Source organism: Bradyrhizobium sp. USDA 4504 (genome assembly GCF_054063995.1).
The window spans coordinates 2,158,987-2,179,365 of record NZ_JBSSGV010000001.1 but is presented as its reverse complement, the minus strand read 5'-3'; the positions used below and the strand labels follow the sequence as shown (position 1 = coordinate 2,179,365).

Here is a 20,379-nt window from a genome sequence, read left to right as displayed (position 1 = left end):
CCGGAATGACGGTGCTGGGGCTTACACCCCGCCCGGATAGTTCGGGGCTTCGCGCGTGATGGTCACGTCGTGGACGTGGCTCTCGCGCAGGCCGGCGCCGGTGATGCGGACGAATTCGGCCTTGTCGTGGAAATCCTTGATGTCCTTGGCGCCGACATAGCCCATCGCCGCTCTGAGGCCGCCGGCGAGCTGGTGCATCACATTGCCGACCGGGCCCTTGTAGGGCACCTGGCCCTCGATGCCTTCGGGGACGAGCTTCAGCGTGTCCTTGATGTCCTGCTGGAAGTAGCGGTCGGCCGAGCCGCGCGCCATCGCGCCGACCGAGCCCATGCCGCGATAGGCCTTGTAGGAGCGGCCCTGCCACAGGAAGACTTCGCCCGGCGTCTCGTCGGTGCCGGCGAGCAGCGAGCCGACCATGGCGATGTCGGCACCGGCGGCGAGCGCCTTGGCGAGGTCGCCGGAATATTTGATGCCGCCGTCGGCGATCACGGGCACGTCGGCCTTCTTCGCCGCGGCCACCGCGTCCATGATCGCGGTAAGCTGCGGCACGCCGACGCCGGCGACGATGCGTGTGGTGCAGATCGAGCCCGGGCCGATGCCGACCTTGATGCAGTCCGCGCCGGCATCGATCAGCGCCTGCGCGCCGCCCTCGGTCGCGACGTTGCCGGCCACCACCTGCACCGCGTTGGAGAGCCGCTTGATGCGGTTGACGGCATTGAGCACGTGGCGCGAATGGCCGTGCGCGGTGTCGACCACGACGACGTCGACGCCGGCATCGATCAGCCGCTCGGTGCGTTCATAGCCGGTCTCGCCGACCGTGGTGGCGGCGGCGACGCGCAGGCGGCCGTGCTCGTCCTTGCAGGCGAGCGGATGGGCGACCGCCTTCTCGATGTCCTTGACGGTGATCAGGCCGACGCAGCGATACTGGTCGTCGACGACGAGCAGCTTCTCGATGCGATGCTTGTGCAGCATCCGCTTCGCCTCGTCCTGGCCGACGCCCTCGCGCACCGTGACGAGGTTCTCGTGCGTCATCAGCTCCGAGACCTTCTGCCGGGGATCGCTGGCGAAACGCACGTCGCGGTTGGTCAGGATGCCGACCAGCTTGCCCGGCACGTTCTTGGCGGCACCGGTGACGACCGGAATGCCCGAGATGCCGTTCTCCTTCATCAGGGTCAGCGCATCGGCCAGCGTGGCGTCGGGGCCGATGGTCAGCGGATTGACCACCATGCCGGACTCAAACTTCTTGACCTGCCGCACCTGCGCGGCCTGCCCTTCCGGATCGAAGTTGCGGTGGATGACGCCGAGACCGCCGGCCTGCGCCATCGCGATCGCCATGCGCGCCTCGGTGACGGTGTCCATCGCGGACGCCATGATCGGAATGTTGAGCGAGATTGCGCGGGTGACGCGCGAGCGAATATCGACTTCCGAGGGAAGCACGTCGGACAAACCGGGCTTCAGCAGCACATCGTCGAACGTGAAGGCTTCGCGGATAGCCGGAAATCCCGTGGCCATTGCCAACTCCTTTATCTGCGGCCCAGCCGCGATGGTCTTACGGATGAACGCCGCCTGCGGCGACGCTCGCTGCGTCACCGTCGAATCGGCGCCCATCGGTGGGGTTGACGCTGGTCGATAGCATGGCGGCATGACGAATCAAAGTGTTTGCCAGCCATGCACAGGCCTTTTTAGGGAGCCGGTTCAGGGCGCCCGGTAACCCGGCGGCGGCCCATGGCGGCGGATCGCCTCGACCATTTCGCGATGGCGCCGGTCCTCGCGCTTCATGTGGACCGCGATCAGGGCATGGGCCGACGGCACCAGCAGCAACACGTGGAAAAACAGCCCGAAAACCGCGCAAAACACGATCAGGACCAGATTAAAGATGGCCGAAAACGGCTGTCCGTTCAGGAGCAGTCCGATCGGCGGCAGGAGAGCGGCAAGGACGTAGATCACGGCGAACCTTTGGACACGGGCGGATGCATACCAGCGTCACGCAGGATTTAGGGCGTTTGGCCGGTTCCGCAATAGCGTGGCCGAGGGCAGGATGATATGGCCCGCTCGCCCGCCTTTTCAGCACAGCTGTCCTGTTTTGATGAACAAGCAACGCCTGATCCCGCTCATCGTGGCCACCGCCCTGTTCATGGAGAACATGGACTCCACGGTGATCGCGACCTCGCTGCCGGCGATCGCCGCCGATATCGGCACCAGCCCGCTGACGCTGAAATTGGCCATCACCTCCTACCTGCTGTCGCTCGCGGTGTTCATCCCGGCGAGCGGCTGGACCGCGGACCGCTTCGGCGCCCGCATCGTGTTTGCCGGCGCCGTCGGCGTGTTCATGCTGGGCTCGATCGGCTGCGCACTGTCGTCCTCGGTGACCGATTTCGTGTTCGCCCGCATCCTGCAGGGCCTCGGCGGGGCGATGATGACCCCGGTCGGTAGGCTGGTGCTGCTGCGCTCGGTCGACAAGAGTGCGCTGGTCAACGCGATGGCCTGGGTGACGGTCCCGGCGCTGATCGGCCCGGTGATCGGGCCGCCGCTCGGCGGCTTCATCACCACCTATTTCTCCTGGCACTGGATCTTCCTGATCAACATCCCGATCGGGCTGCTCGGCATCTTTCTGGCGCTGAAATACATCGATCCGATCAAGAGCGAGGATCCCGAGCGCTTCGATCTCGTGGGACTGGTGCTGGCCGGGATCGGCCTCGCCGGCATCGCCTTCGGGCTGTCGGTGGCCGGGCTCAATCTGCTGCCGTGGCCGATCGTCGCCGCGCTGGTCGGTGTCGGCACGGTCTCGATGACGCTTTACGTCATCCACGCACGGCGGACCGGTTCGCCGGTGCTCGATTTCGGCTTGCTGCGGCTGCCGACCATGCGCGCGTCGATCGTCGGCGGCTTCATGTTCCGGCTCGGCATCGGCGCGCTGCCGTTCCTGCTGCCGCTGTTGATGCAGGTCGGCTTCGGCCTGTCGCCGTTCCAGTCCGGTCTCGTCACCTTTGCCTCGGCGGTCGGCGCCATGGGCATGAAGACGCTGGCGGCGCGCATCATCCGCGCCTTCGGTTTCCGCAACATGATGACCGTCAACGCGGTGGTCAGTTCGGCTTTCCTGGCCGCCTGCGCCCTGTTCACGATCTCGACGCCGCTGATGCTGATCTTCACCATCCTGGTGGTCGGCGGCTTCTTCCGCTCGCTGCAGTTCACCGCGATCAACACGGTGGCCTATGCCGAGGTCGAAGCGCCGCAGATGAGCCGGGCCACCACCCTCGTCAGCGTCAATCAGCAGCTCGCAGTGTCCGCGGGCGTCGCGGTCGGCGCGTTCTCGGTTGAAACCACGCTGGCGCTGCACCACCAGACCGAGCTCTCCGCCGACGTGTTCGCGCCGGCCTTCATCGTGGTCTCGTTGATCTCGGCGGCCTCGGCCTGGTTCTTCTGGCAGATGCCGGCTGAGGCCGGCAACGAGATCGCCGGCCGCAAGGCGATCGACATCTCGAGCCGCAAGGGCGCCGAGAAGCGCGCCGCGACCGAAGCCGTCAAGGTCGCGACCGAGGACACCCAGAACGCGCGCGATCAGCGGCTCGGCTGGTCGATCGAACTAGCCGTTTCCGAGGCACGGACACCGCGAGTCGCCGTCAGGTCACGACCAGGCCCATCAGGGGTGGCCGGTCATTCCGCCTGGCTATCCTCGATCCGGACGTTCGATTAGTTCGTATGTGGGAACGTGGGTCGCTTCCAGCCACGATTCCAGCGCAGCTCCGCAGACCGTGCAGATCGCATCACCCGTATGCGGCACCAAGAACTTCTCTTCGGTGCGTCTGTACTCGGCGCCGCAATTGCAGTGAACAATGGTCGCCATCTGGGAAATATGCGCTTGCGTCGCCCGATTTTCCAGTCCTGCAAGAAACGGCCCCAGTGCGCGAAACTGACGCTGCACCAAGGCCGCCAACCCGTGGGGGTTTTCTCCCGGTGGGCTTGGGGGGCATTGGCCGGGAGCAAAAGAGTCGACTCCAGCTACGCACCGAGGTTCCAAGCAGTCGCGCCTAAATGTCGTGCTGCGCGCCTTCAGATCGGGATGACACCCGACTACCCACCCTCCTAAGGCAAGCGGTCGGAATGTCCAGCTGCGCCGGCTGCGCCACCGCCGCGATCGGTGGCTTAACTCCCCACGATGCCACGATACGACGGCCGCTTCGTTCCGGAAAAAAATCTCCGCGAGAGTCAGAAAGCGAACGGAAGCTGCACCTCCGATCCTGCATAGTCCTGCTCAAGCGGGCACGCGGTGACCCGGCATCAGCAAAAAAACCAAATGGAAGGGAGCACTCCAGCTGCGCTTCCCCAGCGTCCGTGCACCGCGAGGCGCGGATTTTCCTTGATTTTGTTTCCCTTGAAAGGATCAGAGCCAGTGAGTGACGTCCAGACGAATGAAGTGAGCGACAATCCGAAAGCCGGCGGCTTCAGCGTGCCCCTGTTCGCGCTGCCCCAGGCCTTTCAGGGCATCGCCGAACAAAATGCGACACGCGCCCGGGAACAGTTCGAGAAGGTCAAGGAAGCCTCGGAGGAAATCTCCGTCTTGCTCAAGGAGGCATATGCGGTCAACGCCAAGGGCGCTGCGGATTACGCAGCCAAGGTGATCGAGATCTCGCATTCCAACGCCAGTTCGGCCCTCGCTTTCATATCCGAACTCGCCGGCACCAGGTCGCTGTCGGAAGTCATCCAGCTTTCGGCCGATCACGGCCGCAAAAATTTCGAAGCGACGACCGCGCAGAACAGGGAGCTCTGGGAGATCGCGAAGAAAGTCGCGACCGAGACCTCCGAGCCGATCAAGAAGAGCTTTGCCAAGGCCTTGAAAACACCTTCCTGAGGAGCCGCCCCCCCCCCCCCCCCGCTCCCAGGCCGGCTGGACCAAGCGTCTCCGTCAGAAGAGGCACGGTCCAGCCGACGGTGCGCGGGACCAGCAATTCCTGACATTGGAGGAGGACCAAGGTGGGCGTCATCATGATCAAATGCCCGCGGACGGGACGTGCGATCAATACCGGCATGAAATCCGACCGTGAGACGTTCCGGTGCAGCACCGTGTTCTTTTCGCGCAGCTATTGCACGAGCTGTCGGACCAATCACGAATGGTTCGCCAGGGACGCGTGGGTGCACGAACCCGAGCACGAATTGCGCAAGGCGTCCTGACATCCGCGCTTGCGTAATCCTTATTCAATCCTTATTCAATCCTTATTCAATGGCTTCGTGATCGCTCAGCACCCGCGCCGCGCGTATGTGCATGAACCTTGTCGCCATTGGTCCACGGTCCGGCGTGCGAACGCCGAGGTCCATGTGGCGGCGCGCCGTGACCGGACGACCTCATCCCTTCCGCAGATATGATGCGGTCGATCCTGCCGCGCATGATCTCGTAGCATTCACAGGCCGCGGTTTCGAGCCGCGGCCTGTCGACCTCGATCGAGCTCCGCCGGTTGGAGCGGATTGCGCCCGAGGCGCGAAGCTTGTGCACGACGTGGGTCACGGTCGTTCGTCGCACGCCCAGCAATTCCGACAGCGTCTCCTGCGTCAGCGGCAGCGTGTCGTCGCCGATCTGATCGTGAACCTGCAACAACCACCGGGCCAGGCGGGCCTCCACGGAATGGAGCGCATTGCACGCCGCGATATGCTGGAACTGAACCAGCAGCGACCGCATATGGAGCTGCACCGCGCTGCCAAGTGCGTGACTGTGCGCGAGCGCGGCGTGAAATCGTGCCGGCGAAATCTGCCACGTCGTGCCCGCGACGCGAACCACCGCGGTCATCGGCGAGCGTATCGACCTGAGTGTCGACAGGATGCCGGCGGCGCCCTCATTGCCGATCATTGTCGTCGCAACGGCCTGTCCGTTCGGCATGTCCATAACGAACGCGATCAATGCCGTGCAGGGAAAATAGATCTGTTCGACGAGGTCGCCCGACCGCACCAGCACGGCGTCGCGTTCGAGCGATATCTTGCGGAGATGAGGCGCAAGCAAATCAAGGTCGGCGGGCGGCAAGGCCGCCAGAAGGCGATTACCTATGCTCGACCTGCGTTCCATCACGGAAGAGCTCCGCAAGACGGAGGCGCGGCTCGCTGCACAAACCTGCCGTGGCGCCAGGCCGAAATACGCAACGAACTGACCGCGCCGGGAAGATAGAATACGCCGTAACGGGAAGAGTTCCAATGGATTCAGGTCAGCTCGCGACGCGCTCGCGTACCGGGCAGCGCTCCGGCCGGGCCCTATGAGGGATCTGGATTGCCTTCGCGGAGGCTTCGGCGAACGCGTCGTCGCTACGTCCCGCGCGATGACGGCTGTTGCTGCCCGCGAAATCCCGTCGCCAGCACATAGCGCTCCGACGAATCCTGCCGGCTGGCGGACGGCTTGACGTGGCGGACGGTGGCGAAATCGCGCTTCAGCTGCGCCACCAGCTCGGCGTCGGCGCCGCTCTGGAACACCTTTGCCAGGAACGTGCCGCCGGGATTGAGCACTTCGCCGGCGAAATGCGCGGCGGTCTCGACCAGGCCGATGATGCGGAGCTGATCGGTCTTGCGATGGCCGGTGGTGTTGGCGGCCATGTCGGACATCACAATGTCAGCGCGGCCGCCCATCATCGCGATCAGTTTTTCCGGCGCGTCGTGGTCGAGGAAGTCGAGCTGCGCGAAGGTGACGCCGGGAATCTCGCCCATCTCCAGCAGATCGATCGCGACCACCTTGCCCTTGCCGTCGACAGCACCGGTCCGCTTGGCCGCAATCTGGCTCCAGCCGCCGGGCGCCGCGCCGAGGTCGACCACGGTCATGCCCGGCTTGAGCAGACGGTATTTGTCGTCGATCTCGAGCAGCTTGAAAGCTGCGCGGGAGCGGTAGCCCATCGCCTTGGCCTTGGCGACATAGGGATCGTTGAGCTGGCGCTCGAGCCAGAGTTTTGACGAAAGCTTGCGCTTGCCGCCGCTCTTGACCGTGACGTGCAGCCGCCCGGTGGTGTCTTTCGCCATACTGCTTCTCTACTCCCTCGCCCCGCTCTTGCGGGGAGAGGGTTTGGGTGAGGGAATGTTTCCGCAATGAAGATGAGAGATGCGCTCGTGGAGAGTTCCCCTCACCCGGATTGCATTAACATGCAATCCGGCCTCTCCCCGCAAGCGGGGCGAGGCAAGGGAAGCTTTAGCACGCCCGCAGCGCGCCGTCCTCGCGCATCATCTCGACCAGCATGCCTTCGCGCAGGCCGCGATCGGCAACGCGGAGCCGCGGCATCGGGAACGCGTTGCGGATCGCATCGAGGATCGCGCAGCCGGCGAGCACCAGATCGGCGCGCTCGACGCTGATGCAGTTGTTGTTGACGCGCGCCTCATAGCTCATGCCGAGCAGCTTCTGGATCGTCGCGGTGACGTCGCAATCGTTCATCCAGATGCCGTCGATGCGGCGGCGGTCGTAGCGCGACAGATTGAGGAACACGCCGGCGAGCGTGGTCACGGTGCCTGAGGTGCCGAGCATGTGCATGTCGCGCAGATCCTTGCCGTGCTCGGCCGCGAACGGCGCGACGTGCCGCGCGACCTCATCGATCATTCGCGCATACAGATCCCTGGTGACGTTCTTGCCGCCGAAATGTTCGGCCAGCGTGACGACGCCGAGCGGGATCGACATCCACGCCTTGATGCGTGGCGCTACGTCGGGCGCGTTGGGGTCGCGCTCGATCCGCACCAGCTCGGTCGAGCCGCCGCCGATATCGAACAGGATGGCGCCCCGCCCCTTCGGATCGAGCAGCGGCGAGCAGCCGATCACCGCGAGCGTCGCCTCGGTCTCACGATCGATCACCTCGAGCTTGATGCCGGTCTCGGCCGCCACCCGCGCGCGGAAGCTCTCGGCATTGCCGGCGGCGCGGCAGGCCTCGGTGGCGATCAGGCGGAGCCGGCGCGCCTTGCGATAGCGAATCTTGTCGCTGCAGATGGCCAGTGCGGCAATCGCCCGCTCAATCGCGGCCTCGCTGATCGAGCCCGTGGCGGCGATGCCCTCGCCGAGCCTGATGATCCGCGAGAATGAATCGACCACGCGGAACCCGTCGCCGGTGGGACAGGCGATCAACAGCCGGCAATTGTTGGTGCCAAGGTCAAGCGCGGCGTAGACGCCACTTTCCGCCGCTGCCGCAACCAACCCTGGCGGGGCTTCGCTGGCCGGAGGGCCGTCGCAAAGCCGCACATGGTCGTTCATCAAAACTGTCTTTCCACGGGACCCCAGGGGATCCGTAGGATCCTTTAGGCCCGCCGAATAATTATCGTTCACGGAAACTTTAGCAGCGTCAAAGCCCTACGCAAACTCCGTTCACATTGGGTCCATGCCCAATCGGGCGTTGTCGTTAAGGGGGGTGTGCGTTATCTCCTCAGCGCCCCCAAACTCCAGCAAATCCGGGCATTTCAGGTCATTTTCGATGCAAGATCACACGCCGCCTGCCTCCCTCGAAAACGCTATCGCACTGCAAAAATACGGTGTCGGACAGCCTGTTCGACGAAAGGAGGACGACACCCTGGTGCGCGGCAAGGGCAAATACACCGACGATTTCTCGCTGCCCGGCCAGGCCTATTGCTGGATGGTTCGCTCCTCGCATGCCCATGGAATCATCAAGGGCATCGAGACGGCGGCCGCCAAGGCGATGCCGGGCGTGCTCGGGGTCTGGACCGGCGCCGACCTTGCGGCCGCCGGCTACAACCCCTTCACCTGCGGCCTGCCGCTGAAGAACCGTGACGGCTCCCCGCTCAAGCAGACCAACCGTCCCGCGCTGGTGACCGACAAGGTGCGCTTCGTCGGCGATCCCGTCGCCTTCGTGGTGGCGGAGACCGCGGCGCAGGCGCGCGATGCCGCCGAGGCCGTCGAGGTCGATATCGAGCCGCTGCCCGCGGTGACCGACGCAGCTGAAGCCGCCAGGCCCGGCGCGCCGCAGCTCTACGACGACATCCCCGATAACGTCGCGCTCGACTATCACTATGGCGACACCGCCAAGATCGAGGCGGCGTTCGCCGGCGCGGCGCACGTCACCAAGCTCGAGATCGTCAACACCCGCGTCGCCGTGGTCTCGATGGAGCCGCGCGTCGCCCTCGCGCATTACGACAAGAAAACCGAACGCTTTACGCTGCAGGTGCCGACCCAGGGCGTCTCCGGCAACAAGGCGATCCTGGCGCGCCTGCTCAACGTGCCCGCCGACAAGGTCCGCATCCTCACCGGCAATGTCGGCGGCTCGTTCGGGATGAAGAATCTCAACTATCCCGAATACACCTGCATCGCGCATGCGGCGCGTGAGCTCGGCCGCCCGGTGAAGTGGCTGGATGAGCGCTCGACCAGCTTCCTCTCCGACAGCCAGGGCCGTGCGCAGCTGATCCACGCCGAGCTCGCGCTCGATGCCGACGGCAAGTTCCTCGCGGTGCGGCTGTCCGGCTACGGCAATCTCGGCGCCTACATCACCGGCGTCGCGCCGGGCCCGCTGTCGCTCAACACCGGCAAGAACCTCGCCAGCGTCTATCGCACGCCGCTGCTCGGCGTCGACATCAAGACGGTCCTGACCAACACCACGCTGATGGGCGCCTATCGCGGCGCCGGCCGGCCCGAGGCCAATTACTACATGGAGCGGCTGATCGATGCGGCCGCCGACGAGATGGGCATCAACCGCTTCACGCTGCGCAAGCGCAACTTCATCAAGCCGTCGCAGCTGCCGTTCCCGGCGGCGTCCGGCGTCACCTACGACAGCGGCGATTTCGCCGGCGTGTTCCAGAAGGCGCTGGAGATCTCCGACTACGACAACTTCGCCAAGCGCAAGAAGGAAAGCAAGAAGAGCGGCAAGCTGCGCGGCATCGCCGTCGGCTCCTATCTCGAGGTCACCGCGCCGCCGAGCGGCGAGCTCGGCAAGATCAGCTTCGAGCCCGATGGCTCGGTGAAGCTCACCACCGGCACGCTGGATTACGGCCAGGGCCACGCCACGCCGTTCGCGCAGGTACTGTCCGACCAGCTCGGGGTGCCCTTCGAGAAGATCACCCTCGAACAGGGTGACAGCGATCTGGTGCGCTTCGGCAACGGCACCGGCGGCTCGCGCTCGATCACCGCAACGGGGCAAGCGATCGTCGAGGCCTCGGCGCTCGTCGTCGAGAAGGGCAAGAAGGCGGCCGCGCACATGCTGGAGGCCTCCGAGGCCGACATCGAATTCGGCGCCGGCCGCTTCACCATCGCCGGCACCGACCGCTCGATCGGCATCATGGAGCTCGCCGAGCGGATGCGCGCCGGCAAGATGCCGGAAGGCACGCCGGACACGCTCGACGTCGATCACGCCACCAAGGAGACGGCGTCGACGTTCCCGAACGGCTGCCACGTCGCCGAGGTCGAGATCGATCCCGACACCGGCGTGACGCGGATCGTGCGCTACTCGGCGGTCAACGATTTCGGCGTCGTGGTCAATCCGATGATCGTCGCGGGCCAGCTGCACGGCGGCGTCGCGCAGGGCATCGGCCAGGCGCTGATGGAGGAAGTCAGCTACGACGCATCAGGCCAGCCGATCACCGGCTCGTTCATGGACTACGCGCTGCCGCGCGCCGGCGACGTGCCGTCGATGCTGGTCGGCGATCATCCCTCGCCGGCGAAATCCAACCCGCTCGGCACCAAGGGCTGCGGCGAGGCCGGCTGCGCCGGCAGCCTCGTCTGCATCGTCAACGCCGTGGTCGACGCGCTGTCGGAGTACGGCATCAAGCACATCAACATGCCGCTGACGCCCGAACGCGTCTGGCGCGCGATCCAGGACGCCAAGGCGAGCGCGGCATAAGGGCTCTCCTGCTCCCTCGCCCCGCTCTTGCGGGGAGAGGGCTGGGGTGAGGGACTCCATCCGGCGAGCAAGGTCGTTGTAACTGGAATTGTGCCTTGCCCCTCACCCGGATCGCATCTGCGATGCGATCCGACCTCTCCCCGTGAAGAACGGGGAGAGGTGGAAAGTTACGCCGCGGCCTGCTCGCGCGGCTGGGTGATCGCGATATGCCAGCAATGCGCGAGCGGGGTGCCATTGCCGAGCACCAGCGCGTCGAGCTCGACGAAGCGGTGGCCCTTCTTGTCGTAATTGCCCGTCACCTTGGCGCGCGCGGTCAGCTCGTCGCCGATCTTGCCCGCCGACAGCAACTGCATGCGGGTGCCGACATGGATCCAGGGCCCGAGGATCGCATTGTCGACCAGGACCTTGTTCATCACCCGCGGCAGCAGGCCGGGATGGCCGAGACCTTCGCGCAGGTAGATCGGGTCGGTCTCCCTGATATCGGCGAGATACTCCTTCGCGGCATCGCCCGACCAGTCGCGCGGGATGGTGCCGAGCCACTTGCCCTCTTCATAGGACGAGGCGCTGACCGGCTTGCGCTCGGAGACCGCGGCGACCTGCTTGTAGTCATCGAGCACGAATTTCGGCGCGGAGGCCGGCAGCGACGCGGTGCCGGTGGCGCAGAGCTCGCCGCGGCTGTGGAGCTCGATCGTCAGCCCATTGCCGGTCTCCTGTCCGGTCAATTCCGCGATCTCGCCGTCATAGACCGGCTTGACGAAGCGCGCCTCGATCAGGCCGCGCGCGAGGAAGTCGCGGCCCCATTTCTCGACCGGCAGGTGCATCATGTAGGCCATCACGTCGACGCCGGGCACCAGCCCGCCGGAAAAGCCGAACTTTCGCGCCACCGTGTCGTCGTGGATCTTGTTCTCCGACAGTTTCGAGGTGTTGTACGCCGAGACGCAGTAGGTCAGCGAAGCCGTCTTCGAATCCATGGGGTTTCCCCTTATTTCCGTTGTTTTTCTCAGGCAATCGTAGTCGAACCGGGCAGCGTGACAAGCCTCTCGTTTTGCTCGCTATTTTCCGCCCGATGGAGTACACGCAGGCCGCGCCTGCCAACCCTGGAATCGATGACTGAAACCCCTGCTCCCACCCGCATCTATGTCGACGCCGACGCCTGCCCGGTGAAGGACGAGATCTATCGCGTCGCGATCCGGCACGGCGTGCCCGTCAGCGTGGTCGCGGGCAATTTCATCCGCGTGCCGCAGGATCCGCTGATCGAGCGCATCGCTGCCGGTTCCGGCATGGATGCGGCCGACGACTGGATCGCGGAACGCGCGCGTGAGAGCGACATCGTGATCACGGCGGACATCCCGCTGGCGAGCCGCTGCGTCAAGGCCGGCGCCGACGTGATCGCGCCGAACGGCAAGCCGTTCACGGAGCAGTCAATCGGCATGACGCTCGCGGTGCGCAACCTGATGACCGATCTGCGCTCGTCGGGCGAGATCACCGGCGGGCCGAAATCATATTCGCCGCGCGACCGCTCGACCTTCCTGTCGACGCTCGACCAGACCATCCGCCGTATCCAGCGCCGCCGCGCCGAGCAGGCGCAGGCGAGCCAGCAGGGTTAGCGCGATGGCTCCTCCCCCTCTCATCCAGCTCAAGGACATCAGCCTGACCTTCGGCGGCACGCCGCTGCTCACCGGCGTCGAGCTGTCGGTCTCCGCGGGCGAGCGCGTCTGCCTGATCGGCCGCAACGGCTCCGGCAAGTCGACGCTGCTGCGCATCGCCGCCGGCCTGGTCGAGCCGGACGCGGGCAGCCGTTTCGTGCAGCCGGGCGCCACCATCCGCTATCTGCCGCAAGAGCCGGACTTCGGCGACCACAAGACGACGCTCGCCTATGTCGAGGCCGGCCTCGGCCCCGGCGACGACCACTACCAGGCGCGCTATCTGCTCGAACAGCTCGGCCTCAGCGGCGAGGAAGATCCGGCGCATGTCTCCGGCGGTGAGGCGCGCCGTGCGGCGCTGGCCCGGGTGCTGGCGCCCTCGCCCGATATCCTGCTGCTTGACGAGCCGACCAACCATCTCGACCTGCCGACCATCGAATGGCTCGAGGGCGAACTGGATAGCCGGCGCTGCGCGCTGGTGCTGATCAGCCATGACCGCCGCTTCCTCACCAATTTGTCGCGCACCACGGCCTGGCTCGACCGCGGCCAGATCCGGCAGATCGAGCGCGGCTTCGGCGCCTTCGAGGCGTGGCGCGACGAGGTGCTGGCCGAGGAAGAGCGCGAGCAGCACAAGCTCGACCGCAAGATCGTCAACGAGGAGCACTGGCTGCGCTACGGCGTCTCCGGCCGCCGCAAGCGCAACGTCAAGCGGCTCGGCAATCTCTTTGCGCTGCGAGACCAGCGCCGCAACTATCGCGGCGCCACCGGCAATGCAACGCTCGCCGCCGCCGAAGCCGAAAAGTCCGGCCGCCTGGTGATCGAAGCCAAGAACATCGCGAAAGCGTTCGGCGAGCGCAGGATCGTCGACGGCTTCTCGACTCGGATCCAGCGCGGCGACCGGCTCGGTATCGTCGGCCCGAACGGCGCCGGCAAGACCACATTGGTGCATTTGTTGATCGGCAACGATCCGCCCGAGTCCGGTTCGGTGCGACTCGGGGCCAATATCGAGATGGCAACCCTCGACCAGCACCGCGAGAGCCTCGACCCGAAGCTGACGCTGGCCGAGGCGCTCACCGGCGGCCGCGGCGATCACGTCATGGTCGGCGACAAGTCGAAGCACGTCATCGGCTACATGAAGGACTTCCTGTTCGCGCAGGAGCAGCGCGGCACGCCGCTGGAAGCGCTCTCCGGCGGCGAGCGCGGCCGCCTGATGCTGGCGCGCGCGCTGGCCAAGCCGTCGAACCTTTTGATCCTGGACGAGCCGACCAACGACCTCGATCTCGAAACCCTCGACGTGCTCGAGGACATGCTCGGCGATTACGAAGGCACGGTGATCCTGATCAGCCACGACCGCGACTTCCTCGACCGCGTCGTGACCTCGGTGATCGTGCCCGAGGGCCAGGGCCGCTGGATCGAATATGCCGGCGGCTATTCCGACATGCTGACGCAGCGCGGCGCCGACGTGAAGCGCGAGACGGTGAAGGCGGATACCGCGACCGAAGAGAAGAAGGAAGCCAGGGCCGCGGCGCCCGAGGCAGCACCGCGGCGCCGGCTGAGCTTCAACGAGAAACACGCGCTGGAAACCTTGCCGAAGACCATCGACAAGCTGCACAACGAGATCGCCAAGCAGCAGAAGCTGCTCGACGATCCCGATCTCTATACGAAGGATCGCAAGACATTCGACGCCGCCTCGGCCGCGATCGCAAAGGCGCAGCAAGAGCTCGCTGCCGCCGAGGACCGCTGGCTCGAGTTAGAGGTGCTGCGCGAAGAGATCGAGCAGGCATGAACACAATGATTCTTGCCGTCATTGCGAGGAGCGGAGCGACGAAGCAATCCATGCATCTGCAAACGCGGACAGATGGATTGCTTCGCTCCACTCGCAATGACGGAAACTCTGCAATGGAGCCACCCCGATGACGACGCCCCTCGCCGCCAAGATCGCCAAGGAATACGGCACGCCCTGCGCCGTGATCGACATGGACCGGGTGGAGCGCAACATCGCGCGCATCCAGAAGGCCTGCGACGAGGCCGGCGTCGCCAACCGTCCGCACATCAAGACGCACAAGAACCCGATGCTGGCGCAGCTGCAGATCAAGGCCGGCGCCAAAGGCATCACCTGCCAGAAGCTCGGCGAGGCCGAGATCATGGCGGACGCCGGCATCGACAACATCCTGATCAGCTACAATCTGCTCGGCGACGAGAAGATGGCGCGGCTCGGCGCGCTGCAAGCAAAGGCCAACGTCACCGTCGCAGCCGACAATTCCGTCGTCGTCGGCGACCTGCCGAAGGCCGCCGCCGCCTCCGGCCGCCCGCTCTCGGTCGTGGTCGAATGCGACACCGGCCGCAAGCGCGCCGGCGTCGAGACCCCGGCCGAGGCGATCGCGCTGGCGCGCGAGATCGCAGCCTCCAAGGGCCTCAGCTTCGCGGGCTTCATGCTGTATCCGACCGAGACCGGCTGGGCCGATGCGCAGAAATTCTATGACGAGGCGCTAGCCGGCGTGCGCGCCCATGGCCTCGACGCGACCATCGTCTCCACCGGCGGCACGCCGAACCTGAAGAATCTCGGCAAGCTGAAGGGCGGCACCGAGCATCGCTTCGGTACCTACATCTACAACGACCGCATGCAGGTCGCGGCCGGCGTCGCGACCTGGGACGATTGCGCGCTGCACATCTATTCCACCGTCGTCAGCCGCGCCGGCCCCGAGCGCGGCATCCTCGATGCCGGCTCCAAGACGCTGACCTCGGACACCGGCGGCCTCGAAGGCCACGGCCTGATCCTCGAACATCCCGAGGCCAGGATCGCGCGCTTCGCCGAGGAGCACGGCTTCCTCGATCTCTCCCGCAGCAACACCCGTCCCAATGTCGGCGACGTGGTGCGGATCGTGCCCAATCACGTCTGCGTCGTCGTCAACATGATGGACGAGGTCGTGATGGTGCGCGGTGACGAGATCATCGGTGCGCTGCCGGTGACGGCGCGGGGCAAGCTGCGGTAGCCGCATACACAGACCTTGTAGGATGGCTAGAGCGTAGCGAAACCCATCATGTCACTGCGGATCGAAGTTGATGGGTTTCGCTTCGCTCTACCCATCCTACGAACTCCGCATTTATTCCCGCATCAGCGCCTGCAGCTCGCGGTCCAGCGCCGCGCGAAACACCTCGATCGGCCGCGCCAGGCGGCCGGCCGGCGGGCGATGCACGATCCAGGCGCGGACTGCGGGATTGAAATCCGCGATCTTCACGGCCTTGAGCCGGCTACGGATCGGGCTTCGTTTCAGCGCCACCGGCGTCACGAGGCCGATGCCGAGCCCGCGCGCCACCAGCGACAGCCGCAGCTCGCTGTCGAGCGCCTCGACCGCGATGTTGAACGGCAGATGCGCCGCATCGAATTGACGCTTCAGCGTCTGGCGAAAGCCGCAGCCGTCCTGGTTGATCACCCATCCGGTCCGCGACAGCCATTCGAGATCGACCGACTTCGGCGTCTTCGTGTCGCGCGCGACGACGAACACCACCGGCTGCGCGCCGAGATCGTCGGCCACGAGATCGTCGGGCGGCGCGGTGCCGTCAGGCAAACAGATTGCAGCGGCATCGAGCTCGTTGCGGCTGACCCGCTCCATGTGGTTGGGCGACCAGCCGGAGACGACGCGCACCGCCAGCGCCGGAAATTCGCCGCGCACCGCATCGAGCGGTCCGGTCAGCCCGGCCTCCGACAAAAACGGTGTCAGGCCGAGCCTGAACTCGCCGCGCACCACGCCGTCATTGGCGACGCCTGACTTGAGGTCGTCGAGCATGCGCAGCAGCCGGCGGCCCTGCTCATAGGCTTCGATTCCCGCCGCCGTCGGCTTCAGCGGCTTCGATAGCCGGTCGAGCAGCTGCGCGCCGAGCATCTCCTCGAGATTCTGGATCCGCCGCGTCACGCCGGGCTGGGTCAGGTTCAGCCGCGCCGAGGCCGCGACGATCGATCCGGTCTCGACCACGGCGACGAACGCCACGAGGTCATGGGTGTTCATAATAATCTCGCATATTCTTCATCATCTTATTTGAATTGTAGCATATTATCCCGATCCCCTAAAGGGGGCCTCGCCACTCCATCGCGAGGTCCCATGACCATCTCCGAAGCTACCAAACTCTCCCCGGCGCGCACCGTCGCCGTGCGTCCGCTGATCTGGATCGGCGCCATCACGACCGGCACCGTCGTCACCAATCTCTTTGCGCCGCAGATCCTCGTCGGTCTGATGGGCCGCTCGCTCGGCATGACCACGCTAGAGGCCGGCCTGATCTCGACGTTGACCCTGCTGGGCTACGCGCTCGGGCTGCTGCTGCTGGTGCCGCTGGTCGACCTCGTCGAGAACAAGCGGCTGATCCTGCGGACGCTGGCCTGCGCTATCGTCGCGGCGATCGGCACCGCGATGGCGCCGACGCCGCTGATCCTGCTGGCCGCCACCTTCATCCTCGGCGCGTCGTGCGCCGCGATCCAGATGGTGGTGCCGCTGGTTGCGTCGATGGTGCCGCCGGAGCGCCGGGGACAGGCGATCGGCGATGTGATGAGCGGCCTGATGATCGGCATCCTGCTGTCGCGGCCGATGGCGAGCCTGATCGCGGACAGCTGGAACTGGCGCGGCTACTATGTCACCTCGGCCGTGCTGATGACGGTGCTCGCCGCAGCACTGGCGCGCACCCTGCCGACGCTACAGCCGGCGGCGAAGGTCAGCTACGGCGCGCTGCTGCGTTCGTTCCCGACACTGCTGCGCGAGGAGCCGGTGCTGCGCGTCCGGTCCTGGACCGCGGCGCTGGTGATGGCCTCGTTCACCGCGTTCTGGGCCGCCGTGGCGCTACGCCTGCCGGACGCGCCGTTCAAGCTCGACGCCAAGGGCATCGCACTGTTCGCACTGATCGGCGTTGCCGGCGCCGTCGCGACGCCGCTGGCCGGCCGCTGGGGCGACCGTGGCCTGGCACGGCCGATGCTGATCGGCTCGCATCTGCTGATATCCGCATCGCTCGCGCTGTGCGCTTGGGCCGGCGTACTGGAGTCGCGGATTGCAGCACTCGTCGCGCTGAGCCTCGGCACCATCCTGCTCGATCTCGGCATCACCACCGACCAGACGCTAGGCCGCCGCGCCGTCAACCTGCTGCGCCCCGAAGCGCGCGGCCGCATCAACGGCCTGTTCGTGGCGCTGTTCTTCATCGGCGGCGCGGTGGGCGCGGCAGCGGCATCCGCGGCGTGGAACTTTGGTGGTTGGACCGCGGTGTGTGCGGTGGCTGCGGCGTTCGGTGTGCTTGGATTCATCACCGACCTCGCCACGAAGACCGGCTCGGAATGAGCCTATCCCGTAGGATGGGTAGAGCGCAGCGAAACCCATCATGCTTCCGCTGGGAAAAAAGTTGATGGGTTTCGCTTCGCTCTACCCATCCTACAGAGCTACGATTTCTGCACGAGCCATCGTAACACGCCCTTCCCAGCGGCGACGCCTGTTGCAAACGACGCCTGCAACAGATAGCCGCCGGTCGGCGCCTCCCAATCGAGCATCTCGCCGGCCGCGAAAACGCCGGGCAGCCGCCGCAGCATGAAATGCGCGTCGAGTTCGTCGAACCTGATGCCGCCAGCGCTCGAGATCGCGCGTGCGATCGGTGCCACGCCGGTGATCCGGATCGGCACCGCATTGATCAGTTCGGCCAATTCGGCCGGCGGCAGCGCGGCCAGCGAACGGCCGACGGCGACGGCCGCCTCCTGCAACAGCCCGATGCCGACCGGCGAGAGCTGCGCGGCCTTGCGCAGGAAATTGGAAAGGGATTGCTTGCCCTTCGGCGCCGACAGACGCGCGACCAGTTCGTGGCGCGCGGCATCGGGCCGCAACGCCACCGTCAGTGTCGCCGTTCCCTTCGCGAGCACCGCCTCGCGCAATTCCGCCGACAGCGCATAGATGGCGCCGCCCTCGATGCCGGCGCGGGTGACGATCGCTTCGCCGCGCACCGTATGCGGACCAATCGTGAGCGCGACGCCCTTGAGCGGCTGGCCCTCGAACCGGTCGCAGAAGATATTCGACCAGGCAACCGTGAAGCCGGAATTGGCTGGCTTGATCGGCGCCATGGCAACGCCCTTTGCGGCGAGGATCTCCGCCCAGGTGCCGTCCGAGCCGAGCCGCGGCCAGCTCGCGCCGCCGAGTGCCAGCACGGTCGCATCGGCCTTGACTGTGCGCTGGCCGTCCGGCGTCTCGAACAGCAATCCCCCGCGCGCGTCCCATCCGATCCAGCGATGCCGGAATGCGAACGCAACGCCGGCGGCATCGAGCCGCCGCAGCCAGGCACGCAGCAGGGGCGACGCCTTGAACGCCTCAGGGAATACGCGGCCGCTGCTGCCGACGAATGTCGGCTGCCCCAGCGCCTCGCTCCAGACGCGCAGTGCTTCAGGCGGAAAAGCCTCGACCGCAGCCTTCAGATGCGGCATCGCCTCGCGATAGCGCGCAAGGAAATCCGGCAGCGGCTCGGAGTGGGTGAGATTGAGCCCGCCACGGCCGGCCATCAGAAACTTGCGGCCGGCCGACGGCATCGCGTCGTAGACGGTGACCTGTGCGCCACCTTGCGCGAACACCTCCGCCGCCATCAGGCCGGCAGGTCCGGCTCCGATGACGGCGACGCTCATGCTCAGAGCTTGATCCCGGCCCGCGCGGCGGCCTGGGCGACATACTTCTGCGTCTGCTCGAACGCGCCCTGCAGCGCCTTCGCGGTCGACATGTCGCTGATCGCGTTGAAGTGCGCGGCGACGCCGTCCGGCGTCCATTCCGACTGCGGCAGGTTGACGCCTTCGGTCTCCAGCACGCGGATCACGGCAAACGAGCCGGCGCCGGCGCCCATGATGGTGCGGGTCGGTGCGTCCTCCGAGAGCAGGAATTCGACCGCGGGCGTGATCGCTTCCGGCTTCATCAGCGCCAGCGCCTGCGGCGGCAGCAGTTCCTCGGTCATGCGGGTCGCAGCCGTCGGCGAGATGGTGTTGACCTTGATGTTGTTCTTGCGGCCCTCTTCGGCGAGCACGTTCATCAGGCCGACCATCCCGGCCTTCGCCGCGCCGTAATTGGCCTGGCCGAAATTGCCGAACAGGCCGGACGACGAGGTCGTCAGCACGATGCGGCCGTAGTTGCGCTCGCGCATGCCGGCCCACACCGCCTTGCAGCAGTAGTAGGTGCCGGTGAGATGCACGTCGAGCACCTTGGCCCAGTCGGCGACCTCGAGCTTGGCGAACGACTTGTCGCGCAGGATGCCGGCATTGGCGCACAACAGATCGACGCTGCCCCACTCCTTGGTGGCGCGCTCGACCATCGCGGTGACCTGCTCGAAGTTCGAGACGTCGGCGCCGTCGGCCATCGCGGTGCCGCCGGCTTTCCGGATCTCCTCGACCACGGTCTCGGCCGGCGACAGCGACCCACCGGTGCCGTCGCGCGCGCCGCCGAAATCGTTGACCACCACCTTGGCGCCGCGGCTGGCGAGCCCCAGCGCATGCGCCCGTCCGAGACCATTGCCCGCGCCGGTGACGATAGCGACGCGTCCGTCAAACCTGATTGCCATGCTTGTCATTCCTGCTCTGACTTCCCTGCTCCCCTTGTGGGAGAAGGTGGCGCGCGCGAGCGCGCCGGATGAGGGGTTCTCTCCACGGATGAGCACGCGGAGAGAGACCCCTCACCCGGCTTCATCTCGCTCCGCTCGATTTCGCCGCCCTCTCCCACAAGGGGAGAGGGTTAGTGCCCGAGCGGCATGAAAAGGTTGGAGACTTTTGAGCAGCGATGGATGGCCGGGTCAAGCCCGGCGCGCTAGACCGAAGGGGTCATCGACCCGCAGGGTTTCAGGCTTTTGAGCAGATGCCCGCTCCAGCACTCGTGATGCTCTTGAGCGTAGCTAATCGCACCGATCACAATCAAAGCGACTACGACAATTCCGGCGACGATGTTTTGCACCATGGC

16 protein-coding genes and 1 pseudogene are annotated in these 20,379 nt (G+C 66.0%); 7 read left to right on the top strand and 10 right to left on the bottom strand.

Going from position 1 to position 20,379, the window contains the following annotated elements:
* Positions 1-21: 21 nt before the first annotated feature.
* A complete protein-coding gene (guaB, locus tag ACVMB1_RS09590; protein ID WP_028344677.1) occupies positions 22-1,512 on the bottom strand; it encodes an IMP dehydrogenase in 1,491 nt (496 codons plus the stop codon).
* Between the two features lie 183 nt (positions 1,513-1,695).
* Positions 1,696-1,947 carry a hypothetical protein gene (locus ACVMB1_RS09585; protein ID WP_076826608.1) on the bottom strand — a complete coding sequence of 84 codons (252 nt, stop codon included), beginning with the start codon at positions 1,945-1,947 and terminating at the stop codon, positions 1,696-1,698.
* Positions 1,948-2,086: 139 nt separating this feature from the next.
* On the opposite strand from ACVMB1_RS09585, the pseudogene ACVMB1_RS09580 reads away from it, so the two are divergent.
* Both ACVMB1_RS09580 and ACVMB1_RS09575 read left to right on the top strand, forming a co-directional pair.
* A pseudogene (locus ACVMB1_RS09580) lies at positions 2,087-3,571 on the top strand (DHA2 family efflux MFS transporter permease subunit); the annotation flags it as partial.
* 786 nt (positions 3,572-4,357) lie between these two features.
* Entirely contained in the window at positions 4,358-4,849 is a 492-nt protein-coding gene (locus ACVMB1_RS09575) for a phasin (RefSeq protein WP_253623945.1), read from the top strand.
* A 366-nt stretch (positions 4,850-5,215) separates the two neighbouring features.
* Here ACVMB1_RS09575 and ACVMB1_RS09570 read toward each other — a convergent pair whose 3' ends face one another.
* The 3 genes from ACVMB1_RS09570 to ACVMB1_RS09560 all read right to left on the bottom strand — a co-directional run bounded on the left by ACVMB1_RS09570 (position 5,216) and on the right by ACVMB1_RS09560 (position 8,197).
* Positions 5,216-6,052: a Crp/Fnr family transcriptional regulator gene (locus ACVMB1_RS09570; protein WP_083714948.1), complete on the bottom strand. Its 837-nt coding sequence runs from the start codon at positions 6,050-6,052 to the stop codon at positions 5,216-5,218.
* Between the two features lie 233 nt (positions 6,053-6,285).
* Complete coding sequence (locus ACVMB1_RS09565; RefSeq protein WP_076826602.1) at positions 6,286-6,987, bottom strand: RlmE family RNA methyltransferase; 702 nt, start codon at positions 6,985-6,987, stop codon at positions 6,286-6,288.
* A 166-nt stretch (positions 6,988-7,153) separates the two neighbouring features.
* Complete coding sequence (locus tag ACVMB1_RS09560) at positions 7,154-8,197, bottom strand: Ppx/GppA phosphatase family protein (protein WP_083714947.1); 1,044 nt, start codon at positions 8,195-8,197, stop codon at positions 7,154-7,156.
* Positions 8,198-8,414: 217 nt separating this feature from the next.
* Here ACVMB1_RS09560 and ACVMB1_RS09555 point away from each other — a divergent pair, with 217 nt between their 5' ends.
* Entirely contained in the window at positions 8,415-10,787 is a 2,373-nt protein-coding gene (locus ACVMB1_RS09555; RefSeq protein WP_076826598.1) for a xanthine dehydrogenase family protein molybdopterin-binding subunit, read from the top strand.
* A 167-nt stretch (positions 10,788-10,954) separates the two neighbouring features.
* Here ACVMB1_RS09555 and ACVMB1_RS09550 read toward each other — a convergent pair whose 3' ends face one another.
* A complete protein-coding gene (locus tag ACVMB1_RS09550; protein ID WP_076826597.1) occupies positions 10,955-11,758 on the bottom strand; it encodes a hotdog family protein in 804 nt (267 codons plus the stop codon).
* A gap of 135 nt (positions 11,759-11,893) precedes the next feature.
* Here ACVMB1_RS09550 and ACVMB1_RS09545 point away from each other — a divergent pair, with 135 nt between their 5' ends.
* The 3 genes from ACVMB1_RS09545 to ACVMB1_RS09535 all read left to right on the top strand — a co-directional run bounded on the left by ACVMB1_RS09545 (position 11,894) and on the right by ACVMB1_RS09535 (position 15,423).
* Complete coding sequence (locus ACVMB1_RS09545) at positions 11,894-12,394, top strand: YaiI/YqxD family protein (protein WP_076826595.1); 501 nt, start codon at positions 11,894-11,896, stop codon at positions 12,392-12,394.
* A 4-nt stretch (positions 12,395-12,398) separates the two neighbouring features.
* Positions 12,399-14,216 carry an ABC-F family ATP-binding cassette domain-containing protein gene (locus ACVMB1_RS09540; RefSeq protein ID WP_076826593.1) on the top strand — a complete coding sequence of 606 codons (1,818 nt, stop codon included), beginning with the start codon at positions 12,399-12,401 and terminating at the stop codon, positions 14,214-14,216.
* 127 nt (positions 14,217-14,343) lie between these two features.
* Positions 14,344-15,423: a D-TA family PLP-dependent enzyme gene (locus ACVMB1_RS09535; protein WP_076826591.1), complete on the top strand. Its 1,080-nt coding sequence runs from the start codon at positions 14,344-14,346 to the stop codon at positions 15,421-15,423.
* A gap of 111 nt (positions 15,424-15,534) precedes the next feature.
* Here the strand turns inward: ACVMB1_RS09535 and ACVMB1_RS09530 are convergent, their stop codons facing one another.
* Positions 15,535-16,437 (bottom strand): LysR family transcriptional regulator, encoded by a 903-nt coding sequence (locus ACVMB1_RS09530; protein ID WP_076826589.1) that lies wholly within the window; start codon positions 16,435-16,437, stop codon positions 15,535-15,537.
* Positions 16,438-16,530: 93 nt separating this feature from the next.
* Between ACVMB1_RS09530 and ACVMB1_RS09525 the strand changes: the two genes are divergently transcribed.
* Positions 16,531-17,748: an MFS transporter gene (locus tag ACVMB1_RS09525; protein ID WP_076826587.1), complete on the top strand. Its 1,218-nt coding sequence runs from the start codon at positions 16,531-16,533 to the stop codon at positions 17,746-17,748.
* Between the two features lie 98 nt (positions 17,749-17,846).
* Here ACVMB1_RS09525 and ACVMB1_RS09520 read toward each other — a convergent pair whose 3' ends face one another.
* From ACVMB1_RS09520 to ACVMB1_RS09510, 3 genes are all read right to left on the bottom strand, one after another.
* On the bottom strand, positions 17,847-19,067 hold the full coding sequence (locus ACVMB1_RS09520) for a TIGR03862 family flavoprotein (protein WP_076826585.1): 1,221 nt from the start codon (positions 19,065-19,067) through the stop codon (positions 17,847-17,849).
* A 2-nt stretch (positions 19,068-19,069) separates the two neighbouring features.
* Complete coding sequence (locus tag ACVMB1_RS09515; RefSeq protein WP_076826583.1) at positions 19,070-19,987, bottom strand: SDR family NAD(P)-dependent oxidoreductase; 918 nt, start codon at positions 19,985-19,987, stop codon at positions 19,070-19,072.
* Between the two features lie 242 nt (positions 19,988-20,229).
* Positions 20,230-20,376 (bottom strand): hypothetical protein, encoded by a 147-nt coding sequence (locus tag ACVMB1_RS09510; protein WP_225159189.1) that lies wholly within the window; start codon positions 20,374-20,376, stop codon positions 20,230-20,232.
* Between the last annotated feature and the right edge of the window lie 3 nt (positions 20,377-20,379).